13 protein-coding genes and 4 pseudogenes are annotated in these 18,386 nt (G+C 69.2%); 11 read left to right on the forward strand and 6 right to left on the reverse strand.

Annotated features, from left to right (window positions below; genetic code table 11):
- Positions 1-88 precede the first annotated feature (88 nt).
- From J2Z30_RS43830 to J2Z30_RS43840, 3 genes are read left to right on the forward strand one after another with little or no spacing between them, the layout of a single operon-like run.
- Positions 89-613 carry a PadR family transcriptional regulator gene (locus J2Z30_RS43830; protein ID WP_044570572.1) on the forward strand — a complete coding sequence of 175 codons (525 nt, stop codon included), beginning with the start codon at positions 89-91 and terminating at the stop codon, positions 611-613.
- On the forward strand, positions 610-1,296 hold the full coding sequence (locus tag J2Z30_RS43835; protein ID WP_044570573.1) for an ABC transporter ATP-binding protein: 687 nt from the start codon (positions 610-612) through the stop codon (positions 1,294-1,296). Before J2Z30_RS43830 ends, J2Z30_RS43835 begins: the two co-directional genes overlap by 4 nt.
- On the forward strand, positions 1,293-3,785 hold the full coding sequence (locus J2Z30_RS43840) for an ABC transporter permease (protein WP_078956677.1): 2,493 nt from the start codon (positions 1,293-1,295) through the stop codon (positions 3,783-3,785). Before J2Z30_RS43835 ends, J2Z30_RS43840 begins: the two co-directional genes overlap by 4 nt.
- Before the next feature lie 77 nt (positions 3,786-3,862).
- Here J2Z30_RS43840 and J2Z30_RS43845 read toward each other — a convergent pair.
- From J2Z30_RS43845 to J2Z30_RS43855, 3 genes and pseudogenes are all read right to left on the reverse strand, one after another.
- A pseudogene (locus J2Z30_RS43845) lies at positions 3,863-4,069 on the reverse strand (hydrogen peroxide-inducible genes activator); the annotation flags it as partial.
- Positions 4,070-4,198: 129 nt separating this feature from the next.
- Entirely contained in the window at positions 4,199-4,540 is a 342-nt protein-coding gene (locus J2Z30_RS43850; RefSeq protein ID WP_308280262.1) for a tyrosine-type recombinase/integrase, read from the reverse strand.
- Positions 4,537-5,115 carry a site-specific integrase gene (locus J2Z30_RS43855; protein WP_209469103.1) on the reverse strand — a complete coding sequence of 193 codons (579 nt, stop codon included), beginning with the start codon at positions 5,113-5,115 and terminating at the stop codon, positions 4,537-4,539. The genes J2Z30_RS43850 and J2Z30_RS43855 overlap by 4 nt, the downstream gene beginning before the upstream one ends.
- A gap of 847 nt (positions 5,116-5,962) precedes the next feature.
- On the opposite strand from J2Z30_RS43855, the pseudogene J2Z30_RS43860 reads away from it, so the two are divergent.
- A pseudogene (locus J2Z30_RS43860) lies at positions 5,963-7,613 on the forward strand (L-lactate permease).
- A 340-nt stretch (positions 7,614-7,953) separates the two neighbouring features.
- Positions 7,954-8,250, forward strand: coding sequence for an SDR family oxidoreductase (locus J2Z30_RS43865; RefSeq protein ID WP_044570581.1), 297 nt, complete (start codon positions 7,954-7,956; stop codon positions 8,248-8,250).
- A 78-nt stretch (positions 8,251-8,328) separates the two neighbouring features.
- Here the strand turns inward: J2Z30_RS43865 and J2Z30_RS43870 are convergent, their stop codons facing one another.
- Positions 8,329-10,803 carry a SpoIIE family protein phosphatase gene (locus J2Z30_RS43870; RefSeq protein ID WP_245389132.1) on the reverse strand — a complete coding sequence of 825 codons (2,475 nt, stop codon included), beginning with the start codon at positions 10,801-10,803 and terminating at the stop codon, positions 8,329-8,331.
- A 214-nt stretch (positions 10,804-11,017) separates the two neighbouring features.
- Here J2Z30_RS43870 and J2Z30_RS52290 point away from each other — a divergent pair, with 214 nt between their 5' ends.
- Both J2Z30_RS52290 and J2Z30_RS43875 read left to right on the forward strand, forming a co-directional pair.
- Positions 11,018-11,095 carry a 50S ribosomal protein bL37 gene (locus tag J2Z30_RS52290; RefSeq protein WP_486389181.1) on the forward strand — a complete coding sequence of 26 codons (78 nt, stop codon included), beginning with the start codon at positions 11,018-11,020 and terminating at the stop codon, positions 11,093-11,095.
- 259 nt (positions 11,096-11,354) lie between these two features.
- Entirely contained in the window at positions 11,355-11,624 is a 270-nt protein-coding gene (locus J2Z30_RS43875) for a hypothetical protein (protein WP_052701391.1), read from the forward strand.
- 13 nt (positions 11,625-11,637) lie between these two features.
- Here J2Z30_RS43875 and J2Z30_RS43880 read toward each other — a convergent pair.
- Positions 11,638-12,105, reverse strand: a pseudogene (locus tag J2Z30_RS43880) (isocitrate/isopropylmalate family dehydrogenase); the annotation flags it as partial.
- On the opposite strand from J2Z30_RS43880, the pseudogene J2Z30_RS43885 reads away from it, so the two are divergent.
- Positions 12,046-12,564, forward strand: a pseudogene (locus tag J2Z30_RS43885) (amidohydrolase family protein); the annotation flags it as partial. The pseudogenes J2Z30_RS43880 and J2Z30_RS43885 overlap by 60 nt on opposite strands.
- A gap of 199 nt (positions 12,565-12,763) precedes the next feature.
- Here J2Z30_RS43885 and J2Z30_RS43890 read toward each other — a convergent pair.
- Positions 12,764-14,440: a CocE/NonD family hydrolase gene (locus tag J2Z30_RS43890; RefSeq protein ID WP_044570584.1), complete on the reverse strand. Its 1,677-nt coding sequence runs from the start codon at positions 14,438-14,440 to the stop codon at positions 12,764-12,766.
- 191 nt (positions 14,441-14,631) lie between these two features.
- Here J2Z30_RS43890 and J2Z30_RS43895 point away from each other — a divergent pair, with 191 nt between their 5' ends.
- The 3 genes from J2Z30_RS43895 to J2Z30_RS43905 are packed head-to-tail and all read left to right on the forward strand — an operon-like array spanning position 14,632 to position 17,899.
- Positions 14,632-16,158, forward strand: coding sequence for a class I adenylate-forming enzyme family protein (locus J2Z30_RS43895; RefSeq protein WP_078956681.1), 1,527 nt, complete (start codon positions 14,632-14,634; stop codon positions 16,156-16,158).
- A gap of 32 nt (positions 16,159-16,190) precedes the next feature.
- A complete protein-coding gene (locus J2Z30_RS43900; protein ID WP_044570587.1) occupies positions 16,191-17,300 on the forward strand; it encodes a GAF domain-containing sensor histidine kinase in 1,110 nt (369 codons plus the stop codon).
- Between the two features lie 26 nt (positions 17,301-17,326).
- Positions 17,327-17,899 (forward strand): LuxR C-terminal-related transcriptional regulator, encoded by a 573-nt coding sequence (locus J2Z30_RS43905; RefSeq protein WP_209469104.1) that lies wholly within the window; start codon positions 17,327-17,329, stop codon positions 17,897-17,899.
- Positions 17,900-18,386 lie beyond the last annotated feature (487 nt).

Here is an 18,386-nt window from a genome sequence, read left to right on the forward strand (position 1 = left end):
ACTCCGCTCACACCTCTCTGACCTGCGATAACACAGTCCGCAACGCAGCTATACACTCCAGGTATACGCATGGTGTAGAGTGCTGGGCATGTCAATTGGCCACACCCTGCTCGGACTCCTCGAGGGCGGCCCGCGCCACGGCTACGACCTCAAGCGAGCCTTCGACGAAAGATTTGGGCACGACCGCCCGCTGCACTACGGGCAGGTCTACTCGACCATGTCCCGGCTCCTGAAGAACGGCCTGGTGGAGGTCGACGGCATCGAGCACGGCGGTGGCCCGGAGCGCAAGCGCTACGCCATCACCGACGCGGGCATCACCGATGTGGAGGGCTGGCTCACCGAGCCCGAGAAGCCCGAGCCCTACCTCCAGTCGGTCCTCTACACCAAGGTCGTCATCGCCCTGCTCACCGGGCGCGACGCGGCCGACCTCCTCGACGTCCAGCGCGCCGAACACCTGCGGCTGATGCGCGAACTGACCCAGCGCAAGCGCGGCGGCGATCTCAGCGACCAACTCATCTGCGACCACGCCCTCTTCCATCTCGAGGCCGATCTGCGCTGGCTGGAACTCACCGCCGCCCGCCTCGGCCAACTCGCCAAGGCGGTGCGTTCATGACCCCGGCAGGATCCCTGCTGATGGCCGACGACCTGCACAAGTCGTACGGCCCTACGCCCGCGCTGGACGGCGCGGAGTTCTCCATCCACCCCGGCGAGGTCGTCGCCGTCATGGGCCCCTCCGGCTCCGGCAAGTCGACCCTGCTGCACTGCCTGGCCGGGATCGTCCGGCCGGACTCCGGCTCGGTGCACTACGGCGGGCGCGAGCTGTCCACCATGTCGGACAGCGAGCGCAGCAGCCTGCGCCGTGGCGAGTTCGGCTTCGTCTTCCAGTTCGGTCAGCTCGTCCCCGAGCTGACCTGTGGGGAGAACGTCGCGCTGCCGCTGCGGCTCAACGGGGTCAAGCGCAAGGAGGCGGAGGCCCGGTCGCTGTCCTGGATGGAGCGGCTGGAGGTCGCGGACGTGGCGCACAAACGGCCCGGTGAGGTCTCCGGCGGCCAGGGGCAGCGGGTCGCCGTCGCCCGGTCGCTGGTCACCGGGCCGCGGGTGCTGTTCGCCGACGAGCCGACCGGCGCGCTGGACTCGCTCAACGGCGAGCGGGTCATGGAGCTGCTGACCGAGGCCGCCCGGGAGACCCGTACGGCCGTCGTCCTGGTCACCCATGAGGCGCGGGTCGCCGCGTACTCCGACCGCGAGGTCGTCGTGCGCGACGGCAAGGCGCGGGACATGGCGGGCGCCCGATGAGCGGCCCGGACGACGGCCACGCCGGCCCCGACGACGGCCACACCGGTACGAGCGGCCGCACCGGCCAGGCGACCCTGACGGCCGTACCGCCCCGGCCCCCGGCCCCCGAGGAGCCCCCACAGCGCCCCGGCATCACCCGCTGGGCCGCAGACCTCGCCATGGGCGGGCGGTTCGCGGTCACCGGCGGCCGGGAGAGCTGGGCCAGGACGATCATGACGGCGGTCGGGGTCGGCCTCGGCGTCACACTGCTGCTGTTCGCCGCCTCCGTCCCCACCATGGACTCCGCGCGCACCGAGCGGTCCAACGCCATCGCGGCCTTCGGCTTCGGGGAGGAGCCGGAGCCCGGCCCCGGCACGGTCCACGTCGCCCAGGCGAACACCGACTTCCGCGACATGGACATCTCGGGAGTGGTGCTGGCGCCCGACGGCAGCCGTCCGCCCCATCCGCCGGGCATCAGCGGCGTTCCGGCCGCCGGGGAGATGTATGTCTCCCCGGCGCTGAAGAAGCTGCTCGACTCCGACGAGGGCAAGCTGCTCCGGGACCGCTTCCCGTACCGCGTCGCCGGGGTGATCGGCGACAGCGGACTGTCCGGCCCCACCGAGCTGCGCTACTACGCGGGGATCACCCCGAAGCAGTTCGACAGCGTCCCCTCCAGCTACCACCTCGACAGCTGGGGTGCCCAGGACACCAGCGGGGACGAGCTGGACCCCGCGCTGGTGCTGCTGGTCGTCATCGGCTGTGTGGTGCTGCTGCTGCCGGTGCTCATCTTCATCGCCACCGCCGCACGCTTCGGCGGCGAGCGGCGCGACCGCAGACTGGCCGCGCTGCGGCTGGTCGGCGCCGACATCCACATGACCCGGCGGATCGCCGCGGGCGAGTCGCTCTTCGGATCGGTCCTCGGGCTCGCGGTCGGCGCCACGCTCTTCCTGCTGCTGCGGGAGGCCGTCGGCGGTGCCTCGATGATGGGCCTGAGCTTCTTCACCTCCGACATCACGCCCTCCTTCCCGCTCGCCCTGGCGATCGTGGTGACCGTGCCCGCCTCGGCCGTCGCCGTCACGCTCATCGCTCTGCGCGCCATCGCCATCGAACCGCTGGGCGTCGTACGGAACGCCACCCCCAAGCGGCGGCGGCTGTGGTGGCGGCTGCTGCTGCCGCTCCTCGGCATCGGGCTGCTGGCTCCGCTCGCGGGCGGTTTCGGGGTGGGCAGTTCGGGCGGCGACTTCCAGTCGTACCAGGCCGCGGCCGGTGCCGCGCTGCTCCTCATCGGCACCACCGCGCTGCTGCCGTGGCTGGTCGAGTCCGTCGTGGAGCGCTTCGGCAAGGGCCCGGTACCCTGGCTGCTCGCCACCCGGCGGCTCCAGCTCAGCAGCGGCACCGCGGCTCGCGCGGTCAGCGGCATCACGGTGGCGGTCGCCGGGGCCATCGCGCTCCAGATGCTCTTCGGGAGCGTAGAGGGCCAGAGCACCGAGGAGACGAACCAGGATCCGAACCGCGCCCAGCTGATGATGAACATAAAGGTGGACAACGGCGCCCAGGCCCGCGACGCCTTCGACCGGCTCGGCGCGGCCAAGGGCGTGCGCAGCGTGCTCGAGATCACCGAGGGCTCCATCTCCGACGCGCACAGCAAGGCGAAGGACCCGGCCGACATCCCGACCAACTCCCTCACCGTCGCCGGCTGCCCGGCGCTGCGCGAGCTGGCCCACATCACGAGCTGCCGGGACGGCGATGCCTTCATCGTCACCCGAGACCCGGAGTACACGGGCCCCGACAACGCCTTCGCGAAGCCCGGCGCGCAGGTCAATGTGGCCTTCGACGACGAGGGCATGCCCACGCCCGGCAAGCAGAAGCTGTGGACGGTCCCCCGCTCGGCCAAGAAGGTGGAATCCAGGGAGGACCCGAACGGTGCCCTGCACTCGGGCATCTTCGCCACCCCCGGCGCCTTCGACATCTCGGACCTGGCCAACCCGCAGGCGGTGGCGATGCTCAGGCTGGACCCGAAGGTGCCGGACGCCGACGAGTACGTACGCAACGCCAGCGTGACGATCACCCCGACGCTGGACGTGACGCAAATCACCAGCTCGTCGCAGTCGTCCGAGTTCCAGACGATCCGCAACGTCCTGTTCATCGGCGCCACCTCGACCCTGCTGCTCATCGGGGCCAGCATGATCGTGACCACCCTGGAGCAACTGCGGGACCGCAAGCGGCTGCTCTCGGTCCTGGTCGCCTTCGGCACCCGGCGCTCCACGCTGAGCTGGTCGATCCTGTGGCAGACCGCGGTCCCGGTGGTGCTGGGCCTCGCACTGTCGATCGCGGGCGGGCTGGCGCTGGGCGTCCTGCTGCTGAAGATGGTCGGCGAGGGGATCGCCGTGGACTGGGCCGGACTCGCCGCGATGACCGGCATCGGCGCGGGCGTCATCCTGGTGGTGACCCTGGCCAGCCTGCCGCCACTGTGGCGCATGATGCGCCCGGAGGGCCTGCGCACCGAGTAGCCCCCTACTGGCAGAACACGCGCCGTCGCGGCGGGGAGGGACCCCCGCCGCGACGGCGCGTCGGCGCGCGGCCCGCGTCAGCGCGCGACCCGCACCGGCAGCGGTCGCACCGCATCCCGGAGCGTGGTGGCCAGGGCGATGCGGCGAGCGGGGGCCGGGTCGGCGAAGTCGCCGGTGGCCAGGTCCTCGTTACGGCCGGTCTCGACCCGTAGCGCGGTACGCGCCAGCAGCGTCACCCCGAGCCCGCCGCCGAGAAGTTGCACCAGCGTAGAGAGCCTGGCGGCCCCTGGGACGCCTCGATCTGAAGGCTCCAGAAGAACGCCCCGCTCGTATGGCGGTGCCGGCCTCAAAGTCGTGGGTACGATTCCGGGCGAGTGGTTATCCGGAAGCAGCCGGGCAACCGCCTGGTCCTGCTACGACGTGGGTGCGCCGGGGCGCAGGGCGGTCTGCATGACAGTCCGGCAGCGGTCCCAGGAGGCGGGTACGAGATGCCCGTAGACATCGACCGTGGTCTTGATCGATCTGTGACCGAGCCAGCGGGAGACCTCGTGGATTGGGATGCCATGGGCAAGGGCGGTCGAGGCGAAGAAATGACGCAGGCAGTGCGGTGTGTACTTCGGGCTTCCGTCTGGCTTGATGATGCCCGCGTCCTTGAGCGCCTTCCGGAAGTGGTAGGCATAGGTCGTAGCTGTGGGCATGGTGCCCTTGGCCCGGTCACGCGGCGCGAACAACACCTCCTGGCCCGACGCGGTCACCGTGCCCCAGTCGCGCAGGTGCGCGTCAATCTCCTGGGCGAGGAAGTCGGGCAGGGGACGTCCCGGTACTCCCCCTCGGCCCGGTGCTTGAGCGGGATGAAGCGGGTCTCGCAGTCTTCGCGGTGCGCTTTGGAGCTGACTTGTCGGCGCATGCGGAGGAAGTCGGACCGACGGCAGTCGGCGGTGAAGGCCAGGGTCTCGCTGATGCGCAGTCCCGCCCCGGCTTGCAAGTACACGGTCAGCCGGTACTGGGGTGAGATCTGCTTCGCAATGAGATCGACCTCGTGCAGGGTGGGGATCTCGTCTTCGTCGACCGCGTGAGTTGCGCTGCGGGGCAGTTTGACTCCCTCGGTGGGATCGTCCGCCCGTCTCTTCTCCTTGATGGCGGTCTGGAAAAGGCTGGCGACCATCTTCATGCGGTCGCACACGGTGCTCGCGGCGAGCCTGTGGAGCAGTGCCGCGATGAAGGCTTCGATGTCCTTTCGCTGCACGCCCGCGATCGTCTTGTCGCCAAGGCGAGGGATCAGATGGATCCGCAGGAAGCTCTCGTAGTTGCGGTACGTGGAGTCATACACGGCCTCGCTCCGGGAGGCGTGCGAAGACATCAAGCGACAGCGTGAGTACTTCACTCCCTATGGCCGGCTGCTTCTCGACGAGATGAGTGCATGGGCTGAAGATGGGCCCCTGAACTTCGAGCATGTCACTCGAAACATCTCCAGCCCTGAGTTCGCGGGATACGGACCAGTCGCCGCCTGAGTCGGCTACTCGAACTGAATACCCGCCGGCTGGGTCGAGTGGCTGCCGGGCGGTCCACGGCGGCTGCAAGCTGCCTCGCCGTTCCGGCGTCGTGGTACCTCTCCCACTGCTCCCCGTGCCCGCGGGGAACTCGTCTGTGAGGTCCACGACTCGGCCGCCGCGGACGGTCGCCGCCCGGGGCCTTCGTGCTGCGGGTTCCAGAGCCGTCCGACCGGAACTGCGTCCGTTTCGTCTCTGTCTTGTGAGTCAGATGACGTCTGACAAGTTGGACGCCACCCATTGACGTCCGAGCGAACCCCATGGTGAGGTCCTGTCGTAAATTTCCAACGCCGACTGATATTTAAGACACGGGATTGTGAATGTGGTGCCGATCATGAGTGATCCCGCCGTGGTCCTTGTCCCTCACGCCGACTGTGCCTCGGCCCTCGCCAAGGTCCCGGCCTGCACCCAGTCGTCCACGACCCGGAGTCCGGGCTGCCCGCCGAGGCGCGCACGGCTCGGGTGCTGGTGCCCCCGTTTCTGGTCACCCCGGGGGCGATCGCGCTAGTCGCGCTCGGCCTCGCCGAGGCCCGATCAGTGCCGAGCGGGCAGTTGTGCGGCTCAGGGCCCCAATCTTCCTACCAATCAGTCAAGTCCCTCCTCCACCAACGCTGCCGGAGGTTTGTCATGTATCAACAGCCCACCGCCCCTCTGGGGGGATCTCTGGGATGGTCGGCCCTGGTCGCCGCCGTCCCTCTCTTGCTGCTGTTCCTGCTCCTGGGCGTGTTTCGGGTCCGGGCATGGATCGCCTCCGTCGTCGGGCTGCTCGCTGCGACCGTCGTGGCGATCGGTGTGGTACGAGATGCCGTGGGGAACCGCCCTGTCCGGCGCGGCGGAGGGAGCCACATTCGCGCTGTTCCCGGTGATGTGGATCGTGGTCAACGCGATCTGGGTCTACCGGATGACCCACGACAGCGGGGACCACGACCGGTTGCGTGAGGCGTTCTCCCCGGTCAGTGACGACCGCCGGGTCCAGGGGCTGATCATCGCGTTCTCCTTCGGTGCGCTGCTGGAGGCGCTGGCCGGTTTCGGGGCACCGGCGGCGTTCTGCTCGGTGATGCTGATGGCCCTCGGATTGCCGGCGATGCGGGCGGTGACGGTGTCGCTGATCGCGAACACCGCGCCGGTGGCATGGGGCGGTGTCGGACTGCCGATGATTGCGCTCGGGCAGGTCACCGGGATTCCGGTGGACACGCTGAGCCGGGCCACCGCCCACCTGATTCCGGTGCTCGCACTGTTCATCCCGACGTTGCTGCTCGTGGTGCTCGACGGGGCCCGGGGCGTGCGCGAGGTGTGGCCCGCGGCGGTCGTCGCCGGGGTGTCGTTCGCCGTCCCGCAGTACGCGGTCGCGGCCTTCGGGCCGGTCCAACTCGTGGACATCGTCGCCGCGTTGGCCTCGGCCGGAGCTGTTCTGCTGTTGCTGCGGTTCTGGCAACCGCGCCGCTCGGACCACTCGGCCCGATCCGACGTCGACGCGCCCGATGGTGGACCCCTGACGTCATCCGGCACCGGCGCGACCGGCGTTCTCACCGTTCCGTCCCGCGTCGACACCCTCCGCGCCTTCGCGCCCTACCTGGTGATCATTGCGTTCTTCACGCTGTCCGTGGTCCCCCGGATCAAGGGCGTGCTGACGGCTACGACGACGACCTTCGGATGGCCCGGACTCGCGGTGCGGACACCACAGGCCGAGCCGGTGGCCCTCGCGACCTACAAGTTCGACTGGCTCGCCACTCCCGGGACCGTGCTGCTCGTCGCGGGCGTGGTCATCGCGATGATGCTGCGGATCAGCGCCCGCTCGGCGCTGCGGGCATACGGTCAAACGCTGAAGCAGCTGCGCGGGGCCGGAGTCACCGTCATGGCGGTGCTCGCGTTGGCCTATGTGATGAACCTGTCCGGGCAGACCACGACACTCGGCCTGTACCTGGCCGCCACGGGAGGTTTCTCCGCCGTCCTCTCGCCGCTGCTCGGTTGGTTCGGTACCGCCGTCACCGGCTCGGACACGTCGTCGAACTCGTTGTTCGGCGCGCTGCAGGTCAGCGCCGCTCAGGCGACCGGGATGTCGCCGACCCTGGCCGCGGCCGCCAATACCGCCGGCGGGGTGCTGGGCAAGATGATCAGCCCGCAGAACCTGGCCATCGGAGCGGCGGCCGTCGGTCTGGCAGGGCGCGAGGGCGAAATCCTCCGACGGGTCGTCGCCGCGACGGCCGTGCTCGTGCCTGCGCTGTGCCTGCTCGTCTACCTGCAGTCGACCCCGATACTCGGGTGGCTCGTGCCGTAATCGGAACTCGACACCTGTTTTCACCCCCAGTGTCGGTAGACGACCTACTGCCAGATGATCGCGGGCTCACGGAGACCGGATGGACACCAGCTGTGGAGGCGACCCCATGATCGACGCGCGGATTTCATCGGTAAGAATGCGGGAAGTCAGTGCCGTGCTCGCGGCCGGTTCACCGCACCGTGCGGCCCGCCGCAATCTCGTCCGCTCAGCATCTACCCGTCGTTCCATGCCGGGTCCGCGGGCCAGGTGCTGCTGTCCGATCCTCATCGCAGGACCGCTGTGTACCTTGAGATAGCGACCACTGCCGGTGTGACCGGCAGGTACGGCCCGCTCGATCAAGATGTGGTCGCCCCATTGGCAGAAGCATGGCGAGCTGCCTGCTCGGCCTGGAACCGATGACGAAGCCCGGGATCTGGGCCCCCGCGGCATCACCGCGGTCGTGGTGGATCCCGGTCCGACGGACACCGACATGAACCCGGCCGAGGGCCCCGCAGCTGATTTCCTCCGCGGGTTCATCGCCCTCGGCCATGACGGACACGCGCGGGACGTCGCCGGCATGGTGGCCTGTCCGGCCGGCCCCGGCGGTCGCCATGTCACCGGTAACTCGATCCTGGTGGACGGCGGCTTCGCTGCCTGAGGTGCAAGGACCACGTGAGAGTGCACCATCCATCCGGTTGGGTCGGACGTCAGCGCCTGGGCGGGCTGCTCAACCGGGTCAGGGGGCCGGGGAGAGGGTCTGCTCGGCCCAGATTGTTTTGCCGTGGGCGTGGTGGCGGGTGCCCCAGCGGGGGGTTAGTTGGGCTACGAGGAGCAGGCCGCGGCCGCCTTCGTCGAAGAGGCGGGCGCGGCGTAGGTGGGGTGTGGTGGTGCTGCCGTCGGAGACTTCGCAGATCAGACTGTGCGGCTGTCTGATCAGCCGTAGTCGGATGGGTTCGGTGGCGTGGCGGATGGCGTTGGTGACGAGCTCGCTCACTACAAGCTCGGTGGTGAAGGCGGCGTCCTCCACGCCCCATTCGGTGAGCTGTTGGGATGCGTTCTTGCGGGCTTCGGCGACGATGGCGGGGTCGCGCGGCAGGTCCCATTGGGCGACGTGGTCCTCGTCCAGGGCGCGGGTGCGGGCGATGACCAGGGCGATGTCATCCGGTTGGGCGGGGCCCCCGGCTTCGGGCAGCATCGCTTCGAGGACGGAGTCGCACAGGGCTTCCGGTGGGGGTGTGACGGAGGAAGTGGCCGCCGCGGTGGGGTGTTCCAGTGCGTTGCGCAGTGCTTCCAGCCCTTCGTCGATGTCACGGGCCCGCGTTTCGAGCAGCCCGTCGGTGAAGAGCACCAGCGAACTGCCCTCGGGCACCTCCAGTTCCGCCGCCTCGAACGGCAGACTTCCCAGACCCAGTGGGGGGCCGGTCGGCAGGTCGATGGACCGGACGGTCCCGTCAGGGGAGACAAGAGTTGGGGCCGGATGTCCGGCTGTTGCGAGGGTGAGGCGTCGGGAGACGGGGTCATAGATCGTGTAGAGGCAGGTGGCGCCCAGGTCGGCGGCGATCTCGCTCGAGTCCGCGTCGCCTTCGGGGGTGGCGTGGGTGACGATGTCATCGAGGTGGGTGAGGAGTTCATCGGGGGGCATGTCGATGTCGGCCAGCGTGCGTACGGCCGTACGCAGCCGCCCCATGGTGGCGGAGGCGTTGATGCCGTGTCCGACCACATCGCCCACGACCAGCCCGACCCGCGCACAAGGCAGCGGGATCACGTCGAACCAGTCGCCTCCCACCCCCGCACCGCCCTCGGACGGCAGATAGCGGCTGGCGACCTCGACGGCGTGCTGCGTCTCCGGTCTGTGGGCCAGCAGACTTCGCTGCAGGGCCAGGGCGATGCCGCGTTCGCGGGCGTAACGACGGGCGTTGTCAATGCAGATGGCGGCCCTGGCGACCAGGTTCTCCGTGACGAACAGGTCGTCCTCGGTGAAGGGCTCCCGGGAGGCGGTGTGGCGGATGAGGAGAACCACTCCCAGGGCCCGGTCCCGCGCCTTGAGGGGAGCGGCAATCAGCGAGTGCAGGCCGTGCCGCCGCGCCTGCTCGGCTTGGACCGGGTCGGCGGCGAGCCAGGCGGTGATCTCCGAGTCGGCCGCCTGATGCAGTACCGCCCGAGACGTGGACAGACACCGGGCCGGCGGTGAGGACTCGGTGTGGAAGTGGGTCTCCCCCGGGCCGCTCACGGTCTCGGTCGGGTCGACCGGCCCCGGCAGCTGCGCTGCCCGGCGCAGCGTCACCCCGCCGGGAGGGACCGGCGGGGGCTGATCGCCTTGAAAGACGCTGTCCAGCAGCTCGACGGTGATCGAGTCGGCGAAGCGGGGCACGGCGACCTCGGCCAGTTCATGAGCGGTGCCCGCCACATCCAGGCTGGTGCCGATGCGCGTCCTCGCCTCGTCGACCAGCGCCAGCCGTTCCCGGGAGCCGTACTGCTGTGAGTAGTCGAAGACCGCCACGGCCACCGCGTGCACATACCCCGTTTCGTCCTTGAGGGGAAAGAGATCCTCGACCCAGGCATGCGCCCGGGACTCGCCGGGGACCTTGACGTAGCACTCCAGGGAGTCGGATTCCCCGGTGGCCACCACTCGGTCGATCCGCCCTTCGATCGCGGGCTGTTCCTGGATCTCGGACGGGCGCAGCCCGCGTACCTCGTCCTCTCGCTGCTCGATCATCCGTTCTATGTCGTGGTTCGCCCGAAGCAGTTTGCGGTCGCGGCCGTAAATCACCAGCCCGACGGGTGACTGAGCGAATACCCACCGCATGAGTCGGTCGTCACCGTGGGTGACCTGTGACACATCCGGCGTGAACACCAGCAGGATCCCGGCCCGCGGATCACCTTCGATCAGCGGGGCGGTCAGCACCTCCGCGGTCAGCTGCCGACCGTCGCGATGGCGGACGACGGTGGTGTGGTTTCCCTGTTCTTCCTGCTTCCCCTGCTCCCCCCGCTCCCCTTGCTTCCCCGCTGAGAAGGTCGCAGGAGGGACGAACAGATCGGCCGCGAGACTGCCGATGATCTCCGAGGGGACATACCCCAACAGCCGTCGAGCTCCCGTGCTCCACGCTGTCACACGGCCGTCGGGGTCCGTGAGCGCGATGGCGGCTGACGTGTCGAGAGGCTCGCCGATCATCTCGGGGGCCGGCCGGCCGAGGGCACCCGGTCTGTCCATGGAGTCCTACCTTGCTCTCCTCTCGCAGGAGCAGACTCTTCTACAGTGGCCCGCCCAGCTCGGGATGGCAAGGCACGGCTGTGACGTGAGTTGCTTCACGGATGCGGGTGACGTAGCGAGGGGCGGGGCTGGGTACGCGCCCGCGTGATCACCGCTTGAGATACCGATGCGATCGGCACATATAAGGCGAAAGCATCGTTGAAGAGGAGGCGGCATGTCGTCGAAGCGACGTCACAAGAAGAAGGCCCGTCGTAAGAACGGAGCCAACCACGGCAGCCGGCCCCAGTCCTGACCTGAGGCGCTCTGCCGAGTGACACCGACGGGGCTCCCCGAGCACGTGGCGCACTGCGCCCGGGTCTGGGGAGCCCCGTCGGTGCGGCCAGGGCACGTCGGTACGCCCGGGAGGGCGACGCACCGGTCCGCACGCCCGGGAGGGCGGCGCTGTGGGGCACGCGGGCGTGTCCCCCGTCGAACCGCTGCACATCTCGGAGGAGATCCAGGAGCAGGACGGAGTCGGCTTCCGGCTGATCCGGTAGGACGCCTACCACGTCGTGCAGTACCGGACCCGCGACCGTGACTGGCGCCCCGCGTACCGCTTCCTCCTCCAGCCTCGCGACGCCACCGACTGGCTGGCCGGGTACGACATCGACGCGGCGCTGCCACCGCGGTTGGGGCCCCGGCGTCGCCGGTGGGTGACCGGCAACGGGCAGGTCATGCTGACCGCGAACCTCTTCCTGGCCGTGGCGGACGGCCAGGAGCGGCTGAGTCTGCTTCGGGACGACGAGGAGCTGGAGAAGGTGATCGCCACCTACTGGGGGTGACCCGGGGGAGTCCTCAGACCAGTTCGAGCAGGGCGTCGGTGAATTCCTCCGTGGTGGCCGTGCCGCCCAGGTCCGGAGTGCGGACGTCGGTCTTCGCCAGGACGGTCGCGATGGCGTCGGTGATGCGGGTGGCCGCCTCGGGGTGGCCGAGGTGGTCGAGCATCATGGCGGCGGACCAGATCGCGCCGAGCGGGTTGGCGATACCGCGTCCGGCGATGTCGGGGGCGGAACCGTGGACGGGTTCGAACATGGACGGGAAGTCGCGTTCGGGGTTGAGGTTGGCCGCGGGGGCGATGCCGATGCTGCCGGCGACCGCGGCGGCCAGGTCGCTGAGGATGTCGCCGAAGAGGTTGGAGGCCACGACGACGTCGAAGCGCCGCGGGTCGAGGACGAACTTGGCGGCCAGGGCGTCGATGTGCTCCTGGCCCCAGGCCACCTCCGGATACGCGGCGGCGCGTTCGGCCACGAGCTCGTCCCAGAACAGGAGCTCGGGCTGCCCGGACTCATCGATGTGCACACCCACTTCATGCCCCAGCGCGTACTGGACAAGGTCTGGGCCTACTTCGACGCCGTCGAGCCCCGCTGGCACATCACCTACCGCGAGGAGGAGGACGAACGCCTCGCGGTGCTACGGGCGTTCGGGGTGCGGGCCTTCACCTCGATGCTCTACCCCCACAAGCCGGATATGGCGCGGTGGCTGAACGGCTGGTCGGCCGAGTTCGCCGCCCGTACGCCCGACTGTCCGCACACCGCGACCTTCTTCCCCGAACCCGGGGTGGAGGGGGACGTGCGCACGGCGCTCGAGGACGGGGCGCGGGTGTTCAAGGCCCGTCTGCAGGTAGGGGCGTACGACCCGGGCGACGCGCTGCTCGACCCGGTGTGGGGCATGCTCGCCGAGAGCGGGACGCCCGTCGTCATCCACTGCGGCTCGGGGCCCTCATGGGTTCAGCGCTCGGTGTGGTGACGTTGCAGGCCCGGCCGAGCCTGGCGGAAGTCGTCGGCGTGGTCGACGGCCGACTGGGCGTATGGGGGCGCGGCGGCGACCGGCGTAAATTACCCGCCGCCGCCTCTACACCGGCCCCCGCGCGCGAGGGCGGGCCCCAGCTCACTGTCTACCACGGTTGATTGGAGGGACAGGGTCAGGACCGAACGACCGGGAGGACGATACGCGAGGGGCGTAGGGCGTCGTGCGCGATCTCCTGGCGGGCCGGGCGGAAGTCCGTTCCACTGTCGACGGGTTCGCCGGTGTTCAGGTTGCGGTCCCAGCGAGGGAAGCAGCTGGAGGTGACATGTACCCGCAGACGGTGCCCAGCCCGAAAGACGTAGCTAGTGGACCACAGGTCGACGAGGTGTTCGGCGAACTCACCCGGCGTGGTGTCCACCCGCACGATCCCGTCGACCACGTTGAGAGAGAGCCCTTCAGGATCGACGTCGCACAACCGGACCACCCAGTCCGTCGACGGAGCGTCGGTCGCCGCGTGGACGAAGGCCCGCACCCGGCCGGTGACCTCCAGGTCCTCGGCCAGGGGCTCGCTGGTGTAAACCAGCACGTCCGGCCGGGCTTCCACGCGGGCCTGGTCGAGGGGGCCCATCCGGTACTCGCTGGGCAGCAGTATCGCGCCGCCGGTGGTGGGTACAGGGTCCGCCGGGTCGTAGCGGTACGTGTCAATGCTCTCGTCGGCCGGGGGTTTCCGGAAGGCGAGGGTACCGTCAGCGCCGAGATACAGGTCCGTGTCGACGGCACGGGACAGTGGCCACTCCTGCTCCTCGCGCCACTCGTTGCTCCCCATGACGAAGAGCAGCACCGGCGGCAGCTCCGGCCCAGACGGAGCGGCTTCGGGGGCGAGCCACCTGCGGAACCACGCGCTCTGCACGTCGAGGTATCTGCCGCGGAAGCCGAGAGACTCGAAGCTCGACGCGACGCCGAAGTTGACGTCCCCGATCTGTCCCGTGAACAGCCCGTGCGCCCAGGGACCCATGATCAGCGTGGCTGGCCGCGCGGCAGCACGGCTCTGCGTGAAGTTGTCCAGCGTGCCTTGCTGAAAGACGTCATACCAGCCGCCCACGTTCAGGCTGGGCAGGTCGACCTCCGCCTGCCGTCCCGAGACCCGGCAGGCCGCGCTCCACTCCGGATGCCGCAGCGCGTGCTCGAATCCGAGATCATGGATGCCGTACCGCTGGTAGGCTGGGTGGCGGCCGGACGGGAGTTTCCAGTAGCCAGTAGAGTTCAGCTGGTCCATGTCAGTGATCAGCGCGCTCAGCTGCGCCGTCATCGCCGCCGGGTCGTCGGCGTGCCGTTTCATGAGCGTGTCCGCGCCCTGCATGAGTGACCACATCAGGTTGAGCCCGAACTCGATGGCCCCGCCGCGGGCGAAGAGTCCCTCGTTCGGTTCGGACCAGGTGACTTGCGGGGCGATGGCCTGAAGTTCCGGCGGCTTGGACAGCGCGGCCATCCACTGGGTGTTGCCGAGGTAACTGGACCCGATCATGCCGACCCGGCCGTTGGACCCTGGGAGCGCGGCGGCCCAGCGCACGGTGTCGTAGCCGTCGTCCCCCTCGTACGTCCACGGCTCCCAGGTGCTCTCGCCGTCGGAGGCGAACCGGCCACGGGTGTCCTGGACCACGACGATAAAGCCCGACCGGGCCAGACCGACCATCTCCAGCTGGGCCCCGACCAGCGGGACGCTCTTCCCGTAGGGAAGGCGGGCCAGCAGCACCGGGTAGGGGCCGCCCGTGCTGGGGCGGTAGACGTCGGCCCGCAGGACAGTGCCGTCACGCATGGTGGCAGGGACATCGCTCTCGATCGTCACATCCATGTGCCGACCTCACTTCATAATGCGTTGGAGTGGAACATTCGCACTTTTTCACTGGGCGTGCAGCCCGCGGCACACCCGAACGGGTGGAGTGCCCTGCCCCCCGGCCCCACCCGTTGTCCCACCCGTTCGGGTGTGCCAGGCCGGACGGATCTGCGGTGCTCTGTGCTCAGACGACGACGAGGAGGTGCGCAGTGGAAGACGTGGTCTCGCCGGGAGGCATCCTGCGCAGTGCGGTGGCGCGACACGGTGGAAAGGCCGCCCTGGTGACGGCGGCCCGCACGATGACTTTCCAGCAGCTCGACGCGGAGAGCGACCGGATCGCGGCGGCGCTGGCGATCCGCGGTGTACGGCCGGGACAACCAGTGTCCGTATACGCGCAGAACAGCTGGCAGTGGGTGGTGACCTACCACGGTATTCTCAAGGCCGGCGCGGTGGTCAACCCGGTGAATGTCATGCTGACGCCTGAGGAACTGGCGTACATACTTCGCGACTGCGGCGCAGCCGCCGTCTTCACCAGCTCCGAGCAGGCAGCTGACGTACTCGCCCTGACCCAGGACCTGCCTGACCTGGGCATGATCGTCGCGTTCGACGATCCACCCCAGGGCGCGGTGGGGTTCGCCGAGCTGCTCGCCTGCGACGGGCCGGTCCCCGCCTTCGCTCCCGACCCGGCCGCTCCCTGCACGATCGGCTACACCTCCGGCACGACCGGGCGCCCGAAGGGCGCCGTGCAGAGCCACCAGGCGGTGATGCTCAACTGTGCGCTGACCGCGACCATGCATGGCCGTACGTCGATGGACGTCGTGGTGACAGCTCTGCCGGCCCCGCACGTCTACGGCAACGTGGTGATCAACGGCGCTTTTCTGGCCGGCGGCACCGTGGTGCTCATGGAGCGGTTCAACCCGGCCGAGTCGCTACGGCTGATCCGCGAGCACTCCGCGACGATGTTCGAGGGCGTGCCCGCGATGTACGCGATGCTGCTCGCAGACGAGGCGTTGGAAAGGGCCGACCTGTCGTCGCTGACCCGCTGCACCGTCGGCGGGCAGACCATCCCGCTGTCGACGATCGAGCGGTGGCAGGCGCGTTCGGGCGCCCCGCTGATCGAGCTGTGGGGCATGACAGAGGTCTCGGGTATAGGCACCACGCACGCCCTGCACGCCCCTGCCGTCCCCGGCTCGATCGGCGTGGCCCTGCCCGGTGTGGAAGTACGCGTCGCCGACCTGAGTGACGCCACCCGTGACGCCCCCCGAGGCGAACCCGGCGAACTCGTGCTGCGTGGCCCGATCGTCATGCTCGGCTACCACGGCAACCCGAAGGCCACCGCCGAGACCATCGACCCGGACGGCTGGCTGCATTCCGGCGACATCGCCTTCATGAACGAGACCGGACACCTCTTCATCGTCGACCGCCGCAAGGACATGATCATCACCGGGGGTTACAACGTCTACCCGGCAGAGATCGAGCGCGTTCTGGCCGCACACCCGGCGGTCGCCATGGTCGGCGTGGGTTCTGTGCCGGACCCCATCAAGGGGGAGCTGGCGTGCGCATACGTGGTAACGGTCGCGGGGGCACATGCCACCGAGGAGGACCTGCTTGCGTTCGCCGGGCGGTCGCTGGCGGCGTACAAACGGCCGCGCATGGTCCGCTTCGTCGACGATCTGCCAAAGACGTCCAGCGGCAAGATAATGCGGCGTGAGCTGATCAAATCGTTTGAGTCGTGACATGACGGCCGGGTGCGGTGTTTGATGACGCTATGCCCGACCGTCCCCAGCCCCTGCTGCAGCTCGGCGAACAGTACACGGAACTCCTGGCCGCGCTGGACCGAAGTGCGGCCCTCCGCCGAGCCCTCGCGCTGCTCGCCGACGGATCGGAGGTGGCGTGGGTGGCCGGATCCGACCCGATGGAAGAGCTGAGCATCGAGCAGCTCATCGGTCACCGGACGGGAGTGCTCCGGGCACTGCAGGTACCGCCCGGCGGGGGACTGACCGGCAAGGTGCACCAGTCCGGCCGTGCGGAGTGGGTGGACGACTACCTCGCCAGCCCCGAGATCACGCATGTGTTCGACCGGCACATGTCGACCGAGGGGATACGGAGGCTCTTGGCCGTGCCCTTGGTCCGCAACGGCGAGTCGCTGGGCGTCCTCGCCGTCGGCTCCCGCCGCTACGGGGCCTTCGGCGACCGCGAGGTGGAGCACGCCTGTGAGGTGGCCGCACAGGCCGCCCTCGCCATGTCGATCGCGGAGCGCGCCCGCCTGACCCGTGAGATCGCGGTGCACGAGGAGAGGCGGCGGCTGGCGGCCGACCTCCATGACAGCGTGGGCGCGCTGCTGTTCGCCATCGGGTCGGGGGTGGCCGATCTCGCCGACGCCGCAAGCGCCGACCCCGAGCTGCGGGCCCGGCTTGACCGGCTCCAGCACCAGGCCGCAGATGCCACCACCGCCCTGCGTGAATCCCTGCGCACACTGCGCTACTCACCCGCTACCCTGGCACTCGGCGTGGCACTGCGCGCCGACTGCGCCGCCTTCGCCGACCGCACCGGCATCCCGGCCGAACTCGTCATCCTGGACGAAGATCCGCCCGAGCTGCCGGCGTCTCGCTCCGACGTGTTGCTCGCAGCGGTACGGGAAGCCCTGCTGAACGTGGAGAAACACGCCCACGCCAGCGCTGTGACCGTTTCCGTCAGGCGCAGCGGCCCGCTACTGAACGTCGCCGTGCACGACGACGGCATCGGGCTGGACCCAGACCACCGACCGGGCCTGGGCCTCACCAACGTGGCTGAGGCCCTCGGGCGGCTGGGCGGCTCCGTACGCGTCGTTTCCGACCCGGACGGCGGTGCCGTTTGGCGGGCGCAACTGCCGTGCTGACGACCCGGCCCACACGGATCGTCATCGTGGACGACCACCCGGTCGTCCACGACGGCGTGGCGGCACAGCTGCATGGATACCCGGACCTGACCATGGTCGGCCACGCTGAGACCGGTACCGACGCCATCCCCTTGTGCGCGCGGGAGCAGCCTGACGTCGTCCTGCTCGACCTCCGCCTCCCCGACCGCCTCGCCGCCGACGTCGTACCGGCGATCCACCGAGTCAGCCCGGGCAGTCGCGTCCTGATCTTCACTGCTTTCCCCGAACACGCCGCCGTCGGTCCGACGCTGGCGGCCGGAGCGGGCGGAGTGCTCGTCAAGGACGCCAACAGCACAGCCGTACGTGACGCGATCCGCAGCGTCGCCCGCACCGGCGCCTTCCGCAGCGTCCTGCCCGACCCGTCCAACGCTCCGGTCACCGCCCGCGAGTACGACGTCCTGCGCCTTGTCGCGACCGGGCACACCAACCCGGAGATCGCGGAGGAACTCGACCTGTCGGTCAACACCGTGAAGAGCTATCTCCGGGACATGATGAGCAAGCTCGCCGCCCGCAACCGGGCCCAGTTGATCGCCAATGCCCGGACACACGGCCTGCTGTGACCAGTGCGCCACTCACGAGACCGCGGATCCGCGAGGTCGACCATCCGGTCCCGGCCTATCTGACAGTCGGTTCCCTGCAGAGCACTTTCACCAAGTCCGGCATTCCAGGCATATACGCCGCGTGGTCCACACGACGAACAGTTCCGCACCATCCATATCATTCTCAGAAGATGGACAACCGTCAGCACCGCGTCGTACCGCTTCCCCGCCATGGCCTCAAACAACAGGAGGTAGGGTCCCACAACGCTTATGGAGGCCGCCGCATTTCTGAAGGATCCCCTTGATCACCAACCTGCTGACGAAATTCCGCAGGTGAGGGCCGCCATCCTTCTGTGTGGCGCCCTGCCCAGGACTCGAACCTGCGGCCAACGACCGAGCCGCTCCATAGGCACAGAGTGGACTCCACAGTGATCCGTGACCCCGGGGACCACCGTTCCCATCTGCCTGGCGCCCTGCCGGGGGCGCGAACCTGCGGCCAAACACGCCA

This window comes from Streptomyces iranensis (genome assembly GCF_017874715.1).
Lineage (GTDB): Bacteria > Actinomycetota > Actinomycetes > Streptomycetales > Streptomycetaceae > Streptomyces > Streptomyces iranensis.

Excerpts from the sequence above, each read along its gene's own strand:
- J2Z30_RS43835 (WP_044570573.1), top strand. The coding sequence starts at position 610 with ATGACCCCGGCAGGATCCCTGCTGATGGCCGACGACCTGCACAAGTCG.
- J2Z30_RS43890 (WP_044570584.1), bottom strand. The coding sequence starts at position 14,440 with ATGGATGTGACGATCGAGAGCGATGTCCCTGCCACCATGCGTGACGGC.
- J2Z30_RS52290 (WP_486389181.1), top strand. The coding sequence starts at position 11,018 with ATGTCGTCGAAGCGACGTCACAAGAAGAAGGCCCGTCGTAAGAACGGA.
- J2Z30_RS43870 (WP_245389132.1), bottom strand. The coding sequence starts at position 10,803 with ATGGACAGACCGGGTGCCCTCGGCCGGCCGGCCCCCGAGATGATCGGC.
- J2Z30_RS43865 (WP_044570581.1), top strand. The coding sequence starts at position 7,954 with ATGTGGTCGCCCCATTGGCAGAAGCATGGCGAGCTGCCTGCTCGGCCT.
- J2Z30_RS43840 (WP_078956677.1), top strand. The coding sequence starts at position 1,293 with ATGAGCGGCCCGGACGACGGCCACGCCGGCCCCGACGACGGCCACACC.
- J2Z30_RS43900 (WP_044570587.1), top strand. The coding sequence starts at position 16,191 with ATGCCCGACCGTCCCCAGCCCCTGCTGCAGCTCGGCGAACAGTACACG.
- J2Z30_RS43830 (WP_044570572.1), top strand. The coding sequence starts at position 89 with ATGTCAATTGGCCACACCCTGCTCGGACTCCTCGAGGGCGGCCCGCGC.